Here is a 15,349-nt window from a genome sequence, read left to right as displayed (position 1 = left end):
CATTATTTTTAAAAAACATTAATTTTCTCTTTTATAGACCGGTGTTTAGCCGCTCAAACACATTTTGTATTCTAAATTACAATTTTGAATCCGATTTTAACTTCGATTAATATAAAGCAATTTGTTTAGAAAAGCTCTGTCCAAATTAATGAACAGAGCCTTAAATTCATAAAACTTTTATTTGCTTTATAATTTAACGATGTTAGCAGCTTGTGGGCCGCGGTCGCCTTCTACGATTTCAAATTCTACTTCTTGACCTTCGTCAAGGTTTTTGAAACCTTCTTCTTCAATAGCTGAGAAGTGTGCGAACACGTCGTCTCCGTCTTCTCTTTCAATAAAGCCAAAACCTTTTTTCCCATCAAACCACTTAACTGTTCCTGTGTAAATCATTAAATAAATTCCTCCTAGTTTTTAACGATGGAACTCTTACTTGTTTTTTCTCCATCTCCCATAGTATAGCATTCTGATATCTCACTGTCAAGGATTATTTAAAATTATTTTAGTATTTCTCTCTTTTATTCTTTATTTCTGCTTGTTTTTAACTTATCTATAGAGAGTAGAGCTGTACTCTGATTGACTTCAGCGATGATTTTAAACTAAAAAATTCAGTAGTTTATTATCTCTATTTTTCTTATTTCTACCGATCCAGATTAAATGTCCCCAGAAATCATCAGAGTATATTTCTGAGTTTTTTATATTCTCTGCCGCATATTCTGCATGCTCAAAAGAAACTGATTTATCATATTTACTGTGCATAATTAGAGTAGGAACATCTATTTTCTGCAGCACCTCTTTTTCGGTCTGATGCTCAAAATCATAGATAAATCCCTCATCTGAACCATAACGATTAATCATTTTAACTAATTCTGTTGTATCGCTGTTATCCATTCTAGCCATCACTTCACTTTTGGGCAGGGTAGAAAATCGTGGCAAAAATATTCTCGCAAAAAAATCGGGAAAGTTATTGGCAATTTTACGCAGCAAAAACCAGGTTATTCTCTGGAATTCAGGGTTAAAAATAATTTTCCCTACATTATATTCTAAATCTTTTTTAGTTACCCAGGCCCTGGCAGCTGCAGACTCTAGAACCAACTTTTTAACTCTCGCTGGATAATTTGCTGCCAGATAAATAGCAGTTGGTCCCCCTGCAGAAACACCGATTAAATTGACTTTATCAATATCTAGCTGATAATTAATAAATTTAAAGACCAACCACAGCAGAAATTAATCTTGCTGTCAGCTGAGCTGCTTTTTGACTATCAACTGCTTTTTCACTGTTATTAATTGTCAGCGAAACGGCATAAATATCAGCATTCTCTGTTTTCTGAAGTAGATGGGTAAATTGCAGCACCCCTGGTTCTGAGCCACCTTTGTAACCGGCTAAATAATAGTTATTTTTATCAACCAGGCCAGAATTAATTTTAATTTCTGGAGCATCTTTTAACTCATAGATCAATCCAGCTAATTCTTCAGTACTAAAATACCATTCCAGATCTTCAATCAAAACTGGTTCATTTCCGACTGAAATATTTTCAAGATTGCGTCCGGAAAGTTCAGCCAGGACATCTCTTTTTTCCTCCAGATTTGAATTTAAGTATTCCTGACGCAGCTGATTATCATCAGAAAATTTTAGAATAAAAAACTCTCTGGTCTTTAAAAATGGAAGATTGAGGTCATCCAGACCAGTCTCTAATTTTTCTCTACCTAGATAATCTATTAAATGATCTGCAGCTGTATTATCACTCTGAGAAATCATTAAATTGCTTAAAGTTCTCAAAGTCAATGGTGTACCGGAAGGCCAGTCCTGTAAAATACCAGAAGCTAGAGACTTATTTTTCTCCTCTAACTCAACTACCTCACTCCAATTTTTATCAGCTGCCTCAAGTTGATCATACAATTTCTTTAACACATGTAATTTGAAGGTCGATCCAACAGCTAATTTTTTCTGATCATGATAACTAAATACTTTTTCCTGATTATTTTTAATTACCGAAATTGAAAGTTGACCAGGAAGTTCTTTTAGATCTGCTAGAATAGCATCCAGATTATCTTCTGCCAGAGTGTAATTACCAAACCAGAGTCCAATTATCTTGTCTTTTTCGTTTAAACTTATCTGGGCCGGAGCAGTTCCCCTTTCAAACTGCAGACTATATCCAGATTCATTTTTTTCTACCGCTTGGACCGCCCCCAGAGCACCACCATACTGATTGACAATTGCTTCTATCTGATTTAAAGAAACCTGTTCCAAAAAAGAAGCAGCAAAAAGTGATTCCAGATTATCTGCTTCCACTCTGAAAATATCTTTTAAGACTTCCTCTTCCGAAACTGCCAGAACTGTCGTAGAAATAAATAAGGAAAAAATCAGAATTGCAACTAATAAATAAACCCTCATCTTATCTCACCTCAAATATTAATTTTGGCTATCAATTCCTTTTATTTAATTATACATTTTTTATTTGTCTGGATCCAGTTTTAATTATTGTTAGTAAGTTCTAAAACCTTCTTTAATGGCTGTCCTGTTTTTATATCAGGCACCGTACATTTTTCATAATTTGCACTTCCATCTGAATTTAAACCCATAGCAATAGGAAATCTAATTAAGAGTCCACTATTGGGTAACATATAAAAAATAGGATCAAAGCCTACTCCATCTCCACCTGTTTTTTCTCCAACTAGTGCAGCCCAATTGGTTGACTTGCAAAACATAGCAAAGCTTTCAGCAGCAGAAAAATTATCTTCATCAGTTAAAACATAGATTTTGCCATTGTAATTGGCTAAATTTTTAGGTTCAATTTTTACTATTTCTTGACTAAAATATTTAAAGCTTTTTTTAACCTCTGGCGGGTAACTGGGCTTTTTGGGTAGTTTACTTATTGAAAATAATTGATCCACCCTGGCCTTGATAAAGGGCATTGAATATTTACCACCCTTATAAGTAGAATATCTTTTGAATTTAATAGTTTCATTAGTCAAAGGTCCTACAATATTTTCCATCCAGTAAAAATCAGAACCTCCGGAATTCCCCCTGAGATCTATAATTAAAAATGAATAATCCTTTATTTTTTTATAAAAGTTAAATAGCTCCTTCTTATCTTTTTTTACCCTATCCTGACTAAAACTTGGAAGTTTAAGATAAGCAATTTTGTTTTCCTGCATAATTTCCAATTTTAACTCTCGTGAATTTTCTTTAACTGATTTCGTTTTTTGTTTATTTGTCTGGGAACTTTTAATCTTATCCAGCCAGGCTGAATACAATTTTTTCAACCGCAAGAAAAAACTCCCCAGGGCTTTGGGCTGAACTAATCATAGATTCAAATTCACTCCTGTGCTCTAACCAATTATAACCTGTTTGCCTTTCCTGAATCTTAAAAAAAGGATAGTTTTGCTGATCACCTCACGGCATCAGCCTTAAAGAGTATGACATAAGATAATTAAATATTTATTTTGCTTCCCAGTGATTATCGTCAATATTCATTTCCACAACTTTGGCTTTAAAACTGCTGTTTTTAGGGCTGCAGGCATAAACTCCAACTTTTATTTCTTCAAAATCCTGATGCAGGTGGGTAATCCGCATCTGTGACCATTTACTGCCGTCAAAAGAGTTTTCAATTAAAAAATCATTCCCTCTTTTACTAACTCTGTACCAGAGTGAGTTAACTTCTGAGCCTATATCTTCTGTTGCCCAGTCAGAATAGCCAAGATTAGTAACTACAGAACCCAGCCTGCTGATTTCTTGATTTTCATATTCGGTAGAGATTTTAATCCAATTTTCACTGTCAATTCTCACCATTATACCACACTGATCATATTTAGTTTGCGGTTCAAATTTAAATTTTGCTGAAAAAGAAAAGTCATCACTAAAATTAGTAAGCAGAGCGTGACCATTATCATTTTCAAAACTGTAGTGAGTTCTCTGCCAGAAATCTGTTTGCGGTTCTGTTTCAATCACCAGTTCATTTTCAAAATAATATTTTTTAGGCTCATTTAACCAGTAAAAATCATTAAAAATACTTTTATCTAATTTTATTTTTCTCATTGTTTTAGCCTCCAGTTTAAGTTCTTATTAAAATATTTAGCCATAAATTTAAAATCTCCTTTTAGGTATAATTTCCTAGCTAATAAAAAGACCCTATTGTTTAAATAGGGCTTTTTTAACTTTGATCAAATTATAGCACTGCCAAATAAAAGTGTTAAGACAAAAAGGATAAGGAATAAAACAAAAAGAAATTTTGCGATTGATTGAGTAGTGCCTGCTACACCTCTAAAACCAAAAATACCTGCAATAATTGAAATCACAAAAAATATAATGGCATATTGTAACATTTTTATTTCCTCCTTTTATCTTTCATTATAATAGTCTAATTTTATTATAATATTTAAATATCTAAAAAATCTCTAACTTTTGTAAAATTATATTTTATTTCAATCTTTTTTCAATTTTATTAAGGGTATGTAAATAAATAAGGATTTGGTAATTATGTATAATACACTACAATTTAATTTATAAACTTTATTCTTTAAAATAAGAAATTATCTCTTCAATATTTTCTTTATCGGTAAAATCCACCGGGTTATCAAAAGCAGCCAGCATTCCTTTTTCTTCTGCTGTCATTTCTTCGCCTTTTTTCTTTTTACTATTTAGTTTCCACTTCATAATACTCATTAATACTTTATCCTTAAATCCTAATTTGCTGTAATCAAAGCCGCCCCGGAGATAGAAAAATTTAAAACATTTCTGTTCTTCAGGACTAAAGTTTTTATTTTTTACTTCTTCAATAATTTCTTTTTTTGCCGGAGAAGCTCCTGTTGCAAAAACAGCAGTTTTTTTAGCTTCCAGGTGTTTGATATTTTCTTTAATAAAATCTGCACCATTGATCCCAACAGCATAAAGACTGCCGCCAAAGATATAGCCATCATATTCTTTTAGCTTATCTTCTGTTATCTCTTCCCCTGAAATAATATCTGCTTCCAATTCTTCAGCCAGCCATTTTGCGTATTTTTTGACAAAACCAGTTTTAGACCAGTAGACAATCAGAGTTTTCATTTCCCTAACCTCTTTTCTTAATAAATGTATTTATTATCTTTATATTTCTATAATTAACCTTTGCTTTTCTTTTTCCTGCTTCAATGAAAGATTATTATATATTAAAAAAAAGAGCCTGCCAAATATAAGTTAATTTTGACAGCCTCAAAATTTAAATTGATGCCTTTATACAATATTAAGTTTTTAGTACTTCCACTACTTCTATTTATTTTCCATAATATTTTCGTGAATAATACTCATGAATTCCTCAAACTCTTTGAAATATTTTGCAGTAGAAAACTCAATTTCCGAACTCACATTACCACCACTATAAACCCTAAAACTACCATTTAAAAGACAGATATCCAATTCTACACTATCAATTTTATTATAATAAGTCTTTTTCAACCTGTAACCAAGTAAATTATCATTTATTTCTCTAAAACCCTCTTCTAAAAAAAGAATCCCATAAGTAGTTGCAATAATTACTTTAGCTGGTTCATATGGTTTTGTGGAAGAATCACTACCTCCGCTAACTTCTTCTCTTTCTATAAAAATAACATCGATGATATCTTTATTTTCTACAAATAAGGTATCATCTTTCAAAACCTTTTTCAGCATATAATGAGCCTCATAACCAGCAGAAAAAATATCCATTATCTTTTTATCTACTCTTTCTTTAAGGTTTTCCATATAATCTTCCATATTATCTCTCCTCCAATTGTAATATTTTAAATTCAAAAAGCCTAAAGCAAACCTCTAATCATTTGTGTAATCACTTAAGTAAAGTATATTATAATTATTATATATTGTAAAATAATTTTTCTCTTCCATAAAAAGTTCAATTACTCCTGAAGAACAAAAAAGACCAGAATCAATCTGGCCTTTTTAAGGAGGGTTTATCAAGAAAAAAATTTATATAAATTTGAATTAGCTCTATTTATTTAATTTTCTTCGATCATTGCCTGTTTTATATTACTTACAAATTCACCGGCGTTGTCCAACATTTCTGCCTCTGTATTCCCTGTCTGAATAGCTTTTATCAGAGCACTTCCAATAATAATTCCATCCGGATAATCAATTATTTTTTTTACTTTTTCCGGGCCATCAATCCCAAAGCCAAGTCCCAGCGGTAAATCTCCGGCAGTTTTGCGGACCCGCTGAAGGTAGTTTTCCAGACCAGGATACACTCCCTGCTTATCATCACCTGTAGTTCCCAGATGGGCAACACAGTAAAGAAAACCTGAACTTTTAGCGGTTATTTCTTTTAAGCGCTGATCTGAGGTATTGGGAGTTACCAGCATGATCTGAGAAATCCCGTAATCAGCCAGATGCTCTGAAAGTTCTGCTTTCTCATCAACCGGCAGATCCGGAATAATTACACCTGAGATTCCAGCCTCAGAAATATCTCGGGCAAATTCTTTTTCGCCGTAATTTAAAACTGAATTATAATAGCCCATTAAAACCAGCGGTACCTCAACCTGATCCTGGATTTGATTAACCTTTGCAATCAGCTTCTTTAAAGTTGTGCCTGCCTTTAAAGCTCTTTGAGAAGCCTCCTGAATCACCGGGCCATCAGCCAGCGGATCAGAAAAGGGAATCCCCAGTTCAATAATATCTACACCTTCAGCCTGCAGTTTATATATCAGTTTCTCGGTCATCTCCAGACTGGGATCACCACCACTGATATAAGTGACTAAAGGGTTTTTGTTCTCAAATTGTGCTGTTATTTTATTCATCTTTTTCTGCCTCCCTGATCTTCTTAAAATTATTAATATCTTTATCTCCCCGACCGGAAAGATTAACCACTATTATCTGATCCTGATCAAGTTCTGGAGCAAGTTTTTCTAAGTATGAGAGGGCATGAGAACTCTCCAGAGCAGGGATGATACCTTCTTTTTCACTTAATAGTTTAAAAGCTGCTACAGCTTCCATATCAGTTGCTGACTGGTAATCTACCCGTTCAATGGTTTTTAAATAACTGTGTTCCGGGCCAACCCCCGGATAATCAAGCCCGGCAGATATTGAATAGGCCGGGATAATCTGACCACCGTCATCCTGCAGCAGATAGGATTTGCTGCCGTGTAAAACTCCAACCCGACCGGCAGTTAAAGTAGCTGCATGCTGGCCGCTGTCTATTCCCTTCCCGGAAGCTTCAATCCCGACTAACTTCACTTCTTTATCTTCAACAAAAGGATAAAAAATTCCCATCGCATTACTGCCGCCTCCAACACAGGCTAAAATATAGTCCGGTAATCTGCCTTCTTTTTCTTTAATCTGCCTTTTTGTTTCATCACCAATTATTCGCTGAAAATCCCGAACCATTTCCGGATAAGGATGGGGACCAACTACAGAACCAATAATGTAGTGGGTATCTTCAACATTTGTTACCCAGTCACGAATTGCTTCGTTTGTAGCATCTTTTAAAGTCTGAGTTCCACTGGTCACCGGGATAACCTCTGCCCCCAGCATTTCCATCTTATAGACATTAAGTGCCTGCCGCTCTATATCTTCAGCACCCATATAGATTTCGCAGTCTAAGTTGAAGCGGGCTGCTACTGTTGCTGTTGCCACTCCGTGCTGTCCGGCACCAGTCTCAGCAATAATTCTCTTTTTACCCATTTTTTTGGCCAGCAGAATCTGACCTAATGTATTATTAATTTTATGAGCTCCGGTGTGATTTAAATCCTCACGTTTTAAGTAAATTTTTGCTCCTCCGTAGTGTTTAGTCAGCTGTTCAGCATAATATAAAGAAGTCGGTCTGCCGCTGTAATCAGCAAGCAGTGACTTTAATTGATTAATAAATTTTGGATCATCCTTCAGCTCTAAATATACTTCTTCCAGCTCGTCCAGAGCCGGCATTAGAGTTTCCGGGACAAAACGTCCCCCAAATTCTTCAAAATAACCTCTGCTCATCTTCTCTACTCCTTTCATTTTTTGAAAATTATTGATTTCGATTTATAGTTTCGAATCAGGTTTTTATTTTTAAATCGGTAGTTCTCTGACTTGCTATACTTCGATTTATCAAAATTTAAATAAATTTTAATTTGATTTTGGTTTCATTTTTTGGCTTAAAACTTTTTATTTTCTCCACTGTCCTTTTAACCAGCCTGTGATTTTTCTTCCCTGGCTCATTTTCTACCTGGCTGTTAATATCAACTGCCAGCGGGTTCAATTTTTTAAGAGCCGCCTCAATATTATCTACTCCCAGACCCCCGGCCAATATATATGGAAGCTTAAGTGCACTGATTAAGGACCAGTCAAAACTCTCTCCTGTACCACCACTCTGACTGCCGATTTTTGTATCAAATAAGAGATAATCTGCACTTTCCCTATATTTTTTAAGCTCATCCAGGTCTTTTTCTCCGGCAATTGAGATGGCTTTAATACTTTTTAAGGCTGTACTGTCAAGCAGCTCCGGCTCCTCACTGCCATGAAACTGAATATAATCAAATAGTCCGCTTTTTTCGATTTCTGCCACTTCTTCTGGTTCAGGGTTTACCACAACCGCTACCCGGTTAATAAATGGTGGTAAATTATGAGTCAGTTCTCTCACTTTTTCCAGACTGATCTGTCGAGGACTTTTTGCCAGAATAAAGCCCAAGGCGTCAACACCTATATTAACTGCATATACAATATCTTCTCTCCGGGTCATTCCACAGAGCTTGATCATAGTTCTATTTTTTAACAAATTATCCACCTCCGAATATTTAAATAAATCATCTTCTTTCTGAGAGCCCTGTGTCTTTAGATTAGCCCCAGCTCCTTAACTTTTGCTGCTGGAGATTCTGCTCTCATTAAAGTCTCCCCAATCAGAACTCCATCTACTCCAATTTCTCTTAAAAAATCTATATCTGCTTTAGTTTTAATTCCACTTTCAGCAATCAGGTAATGATTATCACGCTGGCCCAGCTTCTCCAGTTCAGCATTCAAATCAGCTGTTGTTTTCAGATCAACACTGAAATCATTTAAATCACGATTATTGATTCCAATTATCTCTGCTTTGGTTTTTAAAACCCGACTCAATTCTTCCTGGCTGTGCACCTCAACTACAGCCTCCAGATTTAACTCTCTGGACAGAGCCAGAAAACTCTCCAGCTGCCGGTCATCTAATATTGCAGCTATTAAAAGAATTACATCAGCTCCGAGAAAAAAACTCTCATAAATCTGTAAAGGATCAATAATAAATTCTTTGCGCAAAATTGGCAGTTCAGTCAGCTTTCTCATTTCTTTTAAAATCTGACTGCTGCCCTGAAAAAATTTATGGTCAGTTAGAATTGAAATCCCTGCCGCCCCTGCCTGCTCATAAGCCTCAAGCTGAGCGGCCGGGTTAAAATCAGGCTGGATTAAACCTTTACTCGGGGAAGCTTTTTTGATTTCTGCCAGCAGTGAAATTTTATCTGCTGCCAGTCTTTCTTTCAAAGAATTTCTCTGCTGTTTCAGTTCTTCAACTTCTTTTATTTTATGCTCTACAATTTTATCTAAAATCATTAAGACACCGCCCTGGAACTATTATCAGATGAATTGCTGCATTGAATAAGCTCTTCCAGTTTCTGCATCGCTTTTCCGCTGTCAATCAGTTCGGCTGCCATTTTAACACCTTCCTGCAGACTATCCACCCTGTTTTCTACCAGGAAAGCTGCTGCTGAATTAAGTAAAATAACATCTCTTTTGGGACCTTTTTTACCTTTTAAAATATCCAGAGTTATTTGCTTATTTTCTTCTGGTACTCCCCCTAAAATAGACTCCAGAGGTGCGGACTCAAGGCCGGCATCTTCCGCGCTAAAATTATATTCTTTGACTTCTCCATCTTTTAAATACGCTGTTTTATTTTCTCCAACCAGAGACAGCTCGTCAACTCCCCCGGCTCCGTGGACAACCATTGCTGATTTTAAGCCTAAGTTTTTGAGCACATAGGCCAGAGGCATCACCAATTCTTCTTTATAAACTCCCAGCACCTGATAATCAGCCTTTGCCGGATTGGTCAGCGGTCCTAAAATATTGAATATCGTTCTTAAGCCGAGCTCTTTTCGCGGGCCAATCGCATATTTCATTGCCTGATGAAAATGGGGAGCAAAAAGAAAGGAAATCCCAATCTGATCCAGACATTTCCCCGCTGCCTCAGGACTTAAATCAATTTTTACCCCCAGAGCTTCCAGCAGATCAGCACTGCCGCTTTTTGAAGAAACGGAACGGTTCCCGTGTTTGGCAACATTTAAACCACCAGCTGCCATAACAAGAGCAGTAGTTGTAGAAATATTAAAAGTTCCTTTTTCATCTCCTCCGGTGCCACAGCTGTCGATCAAATTCCGGGCCTCAGTTTTAACCTCTGCTGCCTTATTTCTCATCACACTGGCCGCTCCGGTTATCTCATCTATTGTTTCACCTTTCATCCGCAGTCCAACCAGGAATCCCGCCAGCTGACTGTCTGTTGTTTTACCCTCCATTACCATTGACATTGCTTCTTCCATTTCTGCCAGAGTTAAATCTTTTCCACTCACTACTTTATCTAAATGTTTGTTAAACATACTCTCTCCTCCTCTAAAATTTCTACTCATCTCAGCTAGTCTTTTTTAAAAATAATTTCAATTGAATTTCAAATATATTTACTAAGACTTTAATCAAAATTACAGCTCCAGAAAATTCTTGATCAGCTCTCTTCCAACTTCAGTCAGAATTGATTCCGGATGAAATTGGACTCCATAAACTGAATAGTTTTTATGTTTCAGGGCCATGATTTCACCTTGATCACTTTCTGCCAGCACCTCAAGTTCTGAACCTAAACTTTCCCGATCAACTATCAATGAATGATAGCGGGTAGCAGCAAAACCATCGTCAATCCCGGCAAAAAGACTGTCATCTCTAACTTTTCTGACTGCAGCCACCTTGCCGTGCACAATTCTATCCGCCTCAACTACCCTGGAACCAAAAACCTCACCAATACACTGATGACCAAGACAGACACCCAGAATATCAATTTTATCCTTAAAATATTCGATTAGTTCCTTAGAAATCCCTGCATCATCCGGACGGCCGGGACCAGGGGAAATAATTATTTTATCAGGTGCCATAATTTCCACATCATCAAGACTCAATTTATCATTACGCATTACCTTTACCTGATCAAACTCCTCCAGCAGATGCACCAAATTATAGGTAAAGGAATCATAATTATCAATTACTAAAATCACGGATACCATCCTCTCTTACCACTTCTAGAGCCTCAAATAAAGCCCGCCCTTTGTTAAGTGTCTCCTGATATTCTTTAACCGGATCAGAATCAGCAACAATTCCAGCACCAACCTGTAGGTTAAGCCTGCCCTCAACTAAAGAAAAGGTTCTGATTGTGATACAGCTGTCTAAATTACCATTAAAACTCAAATATGCTACTGTACCTGCATACACTCCACGCGCTTCTTTTTCCAGTCCATCAATCAGTTCAATCGCCTTTATTTTAGGAGCACCGGAAACCGTGCCGGCCGGAAAAACCGCCTTTAAAACATCCAGGCTGTCCAGACCTTCTTTCAGATCAGCTTCCACCTGAGAAACAATGTGCATTACCCGGGAATAAAACTCAACTTCCATTAATTCTGTGACCTCAACACTGCCGGGAGCTGCAATTCTGCTCAAATCATTGCGGCCCAGATCCAGAAGCATTGTATGTTCTGCCTTTTCTTTTTCGTCATTTAAGAGATCCATTTTTAATTTCTGATCTTCTTTATTATCTTTGCCTCTGCGTCTGGTTCCAGCCAGCGGTCTGGTCATTACTCTCTGATCTCTAACTCTAACCAGTACCTCAGGCGAAGAACCAATGATTCTTATCTCGGGAAAATTAAGATAGAAAGAATAGGGAGAAGGATTAACCGATCTTAAGGCCCTATAAATCTTAAAAGGAGGCAGATCATTTTTTATTGAAAATTTCTGGGAGAGTACAATTTGAAAAATATCTCCAGCCCTAATATGTTCTTTCGCCTTTTTTACCATCTTTTGATATTCTTTTTTTGTAGTATTTGACTTTAACTTTTTATCCTGTTTTGAATCTAAATTAACTGCTGCTGGCTTTAATTCTGAATTATTATTTTCAATTTCAGCTTTAATTTTTTTGATTTCCTCTTTAGCCTGCAGATAAATATCTTCTTTTTCCTTCCGGCTTAAGTCTGATTCTATTTTAAGGTTATTAATAATCTTGACCGTATTATGCAGATGATCATAGGCGATTATAATTTTACTCATCACCAGCAGACTCAGGGGGGTATTATCCTTCTTTAATCCTTTATCTGCCTCCAGATGATAAATATCCTCCCATTTTTCTATCATCTCATAGTTAAAATAGCCGACAAAACCGCCAGAAAACGGAGGCAGCTTTTCATTTTCATAAACATTAAGTTCAGCCAGCTGCTGCTGCAGATAAGGAACTATCTTCTCACCCTCTAACTTTTCTTTTTTCCCCTCTTTAATCACTTCTAAATAATTATCATAATTTTTAAGAACAGTCGCTGGCTTTAAGCCGATAAAAGAATAGCGGTCATTTTCTGAGCTCTCTAAAAGATAGGTATAATCTTCATCAAGAGCTAATTTTTTATATAAAGAGATTGGAGTTTCAATATCTGCAATAAACTCATCGTAAATCGGAATCAGATTATATTCTGCTGTTAATTCTAAAAATTCATTTTTGCCTTTCATCTCTCTCCTCCTTTAACTTATTTCAGTTTTCTGCCCTGAAACCAGAAAACGGCCAGAGCTTGGTTAAAAGCCTGACCGTAGTTATTAGTAAGAGATTTTTAGTTATAATTTGAACTATAGTTCAAATTATTCTTTTACTAAAACAAAAAAGCCACATTTATATAAATAGATATAAATCTGGCCCGTTAATTACATATTTGCTCTGCTAATCTCATCTCTAACTCTTCTCTACTAATCTGGGCTCTTCTCATCTCGAATTTTTTTAATTATAACTGAATTTTTTAAATAAGTCAAGAAAATAATTTTGATTTTACTACAAATATCTTAGTTTCATTAGTAAAATAGCATTTAAATTAACCCAGAGAAACATCTAAAAACATCATAACTGCAAACCCCAACATCAAACCTGTGGTAGCCAGATGACTGTTACCTTCTGAGTTAGCTTCTGGTATTAACTCTTCTCCTACCACAAAAATCATTGCGCCTGCAGCAAAAGCTAAAGCATAAGGAAGTATAGGTCTCATATAATAAACACCTGCAGCTCCTAAAACTCCTGCTACTGGTTCAACAGCTCCTGAAAACTGACCGTACATAAAACTCTTTTTTGCAGAGAGGCCCTCTCTTTTTAAAGGAATAGATACAGCTGCTCCTTCAGGAAAATTCTGCAGTCCAATTCCCACTGCCAGTGCAACAGCACCAGCAATAGTAGCAGACGGGATACCTGCTGCAGCTGCCCCAAAAGCTACTCCGACCGCCAGTCCTTCCGGAAAATTATGTAAAGTAACTGCTAGAACCAACAAAACACTCCTCTGCCAGTTAGTTTTAATTCCCTCAGGTTCACTTTTAGCTAAAGCGGGATGCAAATGAGGCAGAACCATATCAACCAGACGTAAAAATATTCCTCCCATTAAAAAACCTATTACAGCGGGAATCCAACCTGCTACTCCCTGATTTTCGGAAATTTCTATTGCAGGAGCAAGTAAAGACCAGAAACTGGCTGCTATCATTATTCCAGCAGCAAACCCGAGCATACTATCAAGAAGTCTCCGATCAACATCTTTAAAAAAGAAAACCACTCCGGCCCCCAGAGCTGTGACAAACCAGGTAAATAATGTTGCCAGTAAAGCCTGGGTTATGGGTGACAAATCAATCAAAAAATCAATAATCATTTTATAGCCTCCTACTTCATGTTTTATAATAATTGATACTTTTAAAATTAATCATAATTCTTTGCTTATCTTATATCATACAATAAATTAACGACAGTTTAAAGCAAAGTATATTTTAAACTTAAAAAATTATTAAATGTAAAATGACAACATTGTTTTCCCATCTTTTTTGTTATTATATTATTTAGATTAAGATCATTTTAAGAAAATACTCAGTATTAAACTTAATCCGAAAGTTCTAAAACTTAAAATACATTAATTTAAAATTATAAAGGAGGAATTGTTTATGAAAACCTTAGTAACCGGTGCAACTGGAAAACTTGGTTCTAAAGTAATGAATTTTTTAATGGAAGCAGTCCCGGCTGAACAGCTGGCCGTAAGTGTCCGTGATCCAGCCAGAGCTGAAGATCTAAAAAACAGAGGAGTTGATGTGCGCCAGGGAGATTTTGAGAAGCCCGAGACTTTAAGCACAGCCTTTAAAAATGTAGACAAAATCCTGATTATATCGACCACTGGTGATAACGAGACAAGAATTAGGGAACATCAAAATGCGGTTCAGGCCGCAGCAGAAGTTGGGGTTGATTTTATTGCCTATACCAGCCTGGCAGATGCCGAAAATAGTTCTTTATTTCTGGCTCCTGTCCACAGAAAAACTGAGAAAGCTATAAAAGCTACAGGAATTCCCTATTCCTTTTTACGTAATAACTGGTATCTGCGTAATGAACTCCCCAGTATTAAAGCAGCCATCTCAGGTCAACCCTGGGTAACCGCTGCTAAAGATGGAAAGGTTGGCTGGGCCCTGCAAAAAGATTATGCAGAAGCTGCAGCTAAAGTATTATCAGAATCAGGCCATGAAAATACTGTTTATGAGCTTTCCGCTCAACCCCTTACTCAGGCAGAACTGGTATCAGCCGCAGAAGAAGTAATCGGCCAGGAAATTCCAATTAAAAGAGTGAATGATGAAGAATATAAACAGATAATGAAAAAAAGTGGAATGCCCGAATCTTCTCTACCGATGTTAGCTGCTATCCAACGCGGAATTAGAGAGGGAGCACTTAATGTAAAAAGTAATGATTTCGAAAAACTACTGGGACGCCCTGCAACCCCGATCAAACAGGCTTTAGAAGAATTACTGCAGGAAGCAGATTTAATTTAATTCAGATTAAAAATATCCAGATCAAAATTAAGGGTTCGGCTTTTTAGCTGGATCCTTATCTATATTAATAATTAATTTCACAAAAGTCTTCCATTATTCAACCCCCAAAATATCCATATATAGTAATTATTATCAATTATCAATCCTATCATATAACAAATTGATAATAATTAAAAGTAAGAGGACATATAGAAATAATTTAAATCAAATTTCAGGCAAAAATCTCAGATAAATATACTTCCAATACCGCTCTTTTTATAAAATGGAAGCTCTTTCATTAACCTGGCATTTCTGATATAATTTAGCTGAAAGGCAGGT

General features: G+C 36.1%; 17 protein-coding genes. 1 reads left to right on the top strand and 16 read right to left on the bottom strand.

Features of this window, described 5'->3' with window-relative positions; all coding sequences use genetic code 11:
* Positions 1-186: 186 nt before the first annotated feature.
* The 16 genes from C7958_RS02715 to C7958_RS02640 all read right to left on the bottom strand — a co-directional run bounded on the left by C7958_RS02715 (position 187) and on the right by C7958_RS02640 (position 13,875).
* Positions 187-390, bottom strand: a complete 204-nt coding sequence (locus C7958_RS02715) for a cold shock domain-containing protein (protein ID WP_013406635.1) — start codon at positions 388-390, stop codon at positions 187-189.
* A 201-nt stretch (positions 391-591) separates the two neighbouring features.
* Positions 592-1,212 (bottom strand): alpha/beta fold hydrolase, encoded by a 621-nt coding sequence (locus C7958_RS02710; protein WP_166668442.1) that lies wholly within the window; start codon positions 1,210-1,212, stop codon positions 592-594.
* Positions 1,202-2,392, bottom strand: coding sequence for a serine hydrolase (locus tag C7958_RS02705; protein ID WP_111571132.1), 1,191 nt, complete (start codon positions 2,390-2,392; stop codon positions 1,202-1,204). Before C7958_RS02705 ends, C7958_RS02710 begins: the two co-directional genes overlap by 11 nt.
* Before the next feature lie 80 nt (positions 2,393-2,472).
* Positions 2,473-3,264 carry a S41 family peptidase gene (locus C7958_RS02700; protein WP_133960262.1) on the bottom strand — a complete coding sequence of 264 codons (792 nt, stop codon included), beginning with the start codon at positions 3,262-3,264 and terminating at the stop codon, positions 2,473-2,475.
* Between the two features lie 175 nt (positions 3,265-3,439).
* A complete protein-coding gene (locus C7958_RS02695; RefSeq protein WP_111571130.1) occupies positions 3,440-4,036 on the bottom strand; it encodes a DUF1349 domain-containing protein in 597 nt (198 codons plus the stop codon).
* Between the two features lie 125 nt (positions 4,037-4,161).
* On the bottom strand, positions 4,162-4,323 hold the full coding sequence (locus tag C7958_RS02690) for a DUF1328 domain-containing protein (protein WP_111571129.1): 162 nt from the start codon (positions 4,321-4,323) through the stop codon (positions 4,162-4,164).
* A gap of 187 nt (positions 4,324-4,510) precedes the next feature.
* On the bottom strand, positions 4,511-5,044 hold the full coding sequence (locus C7958_RS02685) for a flavodoxin domain-containing protein (RefSeq protein WP_111571128.1): 534 nt from the start codon (positions 5,042-5,044) through the stop codon (positions 4,511-4,513).
* A 201-nt stretch (positions 5,045-5,245) separates the two neighbouring features.
* A complete protein-coding gene (locus C7958_RS02680) occupies positions 5,246-5,728 on the bottom strand; it encodes a hypothetical protein (protein WP_111571127.1) in 483 nt (160 codons plus the stop codon).
* A gap of 239 nt (positions 5,729-5,967) precedes the next feature.
* Positions 5,968-6,762, bottom strand: coding sequence for a tryptophan synthase subunit alpha (trpA, locus tag C7958_RS02675; RefSeq protein ID WP_111571126.1), 795 nt, complete (start codon positions 6,760-6,762; stop codon positions 5,968-5,970).
* Positions 6,755-7,939, bottom strand: coding sequence for a tryptophan synthase subunit beta (gene trpB, locus C7958_RS02670; protein ID WP_111571125.1), 1,185 nt, complete (start codon positions 7,937-7,939; stop codon positions 6,755-6,757). Before trpB ends, trpA begins: the two co-directional genes overlap by 8 nt.
* A gap of 115 nt (positions 7,940-8,054) precedes the next feature.
* Entirely contained in the window at positions 8,055-8,714 is a 660-nt protein-coding gene (locus tag C7958_RS02665) for a phosphoribosylanthranilate isomerase (RefSeq protein WP_111571124.1), read from the bottom strand.
* Positions 8,715-8,770: 56 nt separating this feature from the next.
* On the bottom strand, positions 8,771-9,514 hold the full coding sequence (trpC, locus tag C7958_RS02660; RefSeq protein ID WP_111571123.1) for an indole-3-glycerol phosphate synthase TrpC: 744 nt from the start codon (positions 9,512-9,514) through the stop codon (positions 8,771-8,773).
* Positions 9,514-10,551, bottom strand: a complete 1,038-nt coding sequence (gene trpD, locus C7958_RS02655; RefSeq protein ID WP_111571122.1) for an anthranilate phosphoribosyltransferase — start codon at positions 10,549-10,551, stop codon at positions 9,514-9,516. Before trpD ends, trpC begins: the two co-directional genes overlap by 1 nt.
* A gap of 99 nt (positions 10,552-10,650) precedes the next feature.
* A complete protein-coding gene (locus C7958_RS02650; protein WP_111571121.1) occupies positions 10,651-11,214 on the bottom strand; it encodes an anthranilate synthase component II in 564 nt (187 codons plus the stop codon).
* Positions 11,198-12,706, bottom strand: coding sequence for an anthranilate synthase component I (gene trpE / locus C7958_RS02645; RefSeq protein WP_111571120.1), 1,509 nt, complete (start codon positions 12,704-12,706; stop codon positions 11,198-11,200). Before trpE ends, C7958_RS02650 begins: the two co-directional genes overlap by 17 nt.
* A gap of 353 nt (positions 12,707-13,059) precedes the next feature.
* Positions 13,060-13,875, bottom strand: a complete 816-nt coding sequence (locus tag C7958_RS02640) for a ZIP family metal transporter (protein ID WP_111571119.1) — start codon at positions 13,873-13,875, stop codon at positions 13,060-13,062.
* A gap of 286 nt (positions 13,876-14,161) precedes the next feature.
* Here C7958_RS02640 and C7958_RS02635 point away from each other — a divergent pair, with 286 nt between their 5' ends.
* The gene (locus C7958_RS02635; protein WP_111571118.1) at positions 14,162-15,031 is read left to right on the top strand and encodes an SDR family oxidoreductase; all 870 of its coding nucleotides are present in this window, start codon (positions 14,162-14,164) and stop codon (positions 15,029-15,031) included.
* The last annotated feature ends 318 nt before the right edge of the window (positions 15,032-15,349 follow it).

Origin of the sequence: Halanaerobium saccharolyticum, from assembly GCF_003259895.1 — a bacterium.
Taxonomy (GTDB): domain Bacteria; phylum Bacillota; class Halanaerobiia; order Halanaerobiales; family Halanaerobiaceae; genus Halanaerobium; species Halanaerobium saccharolyticum_A.
The sequence above is the reverse complement of the archived record's forward strand: the minus strand, read 5'-3'. Positions and strand labels throughout refer to the sequence as shown.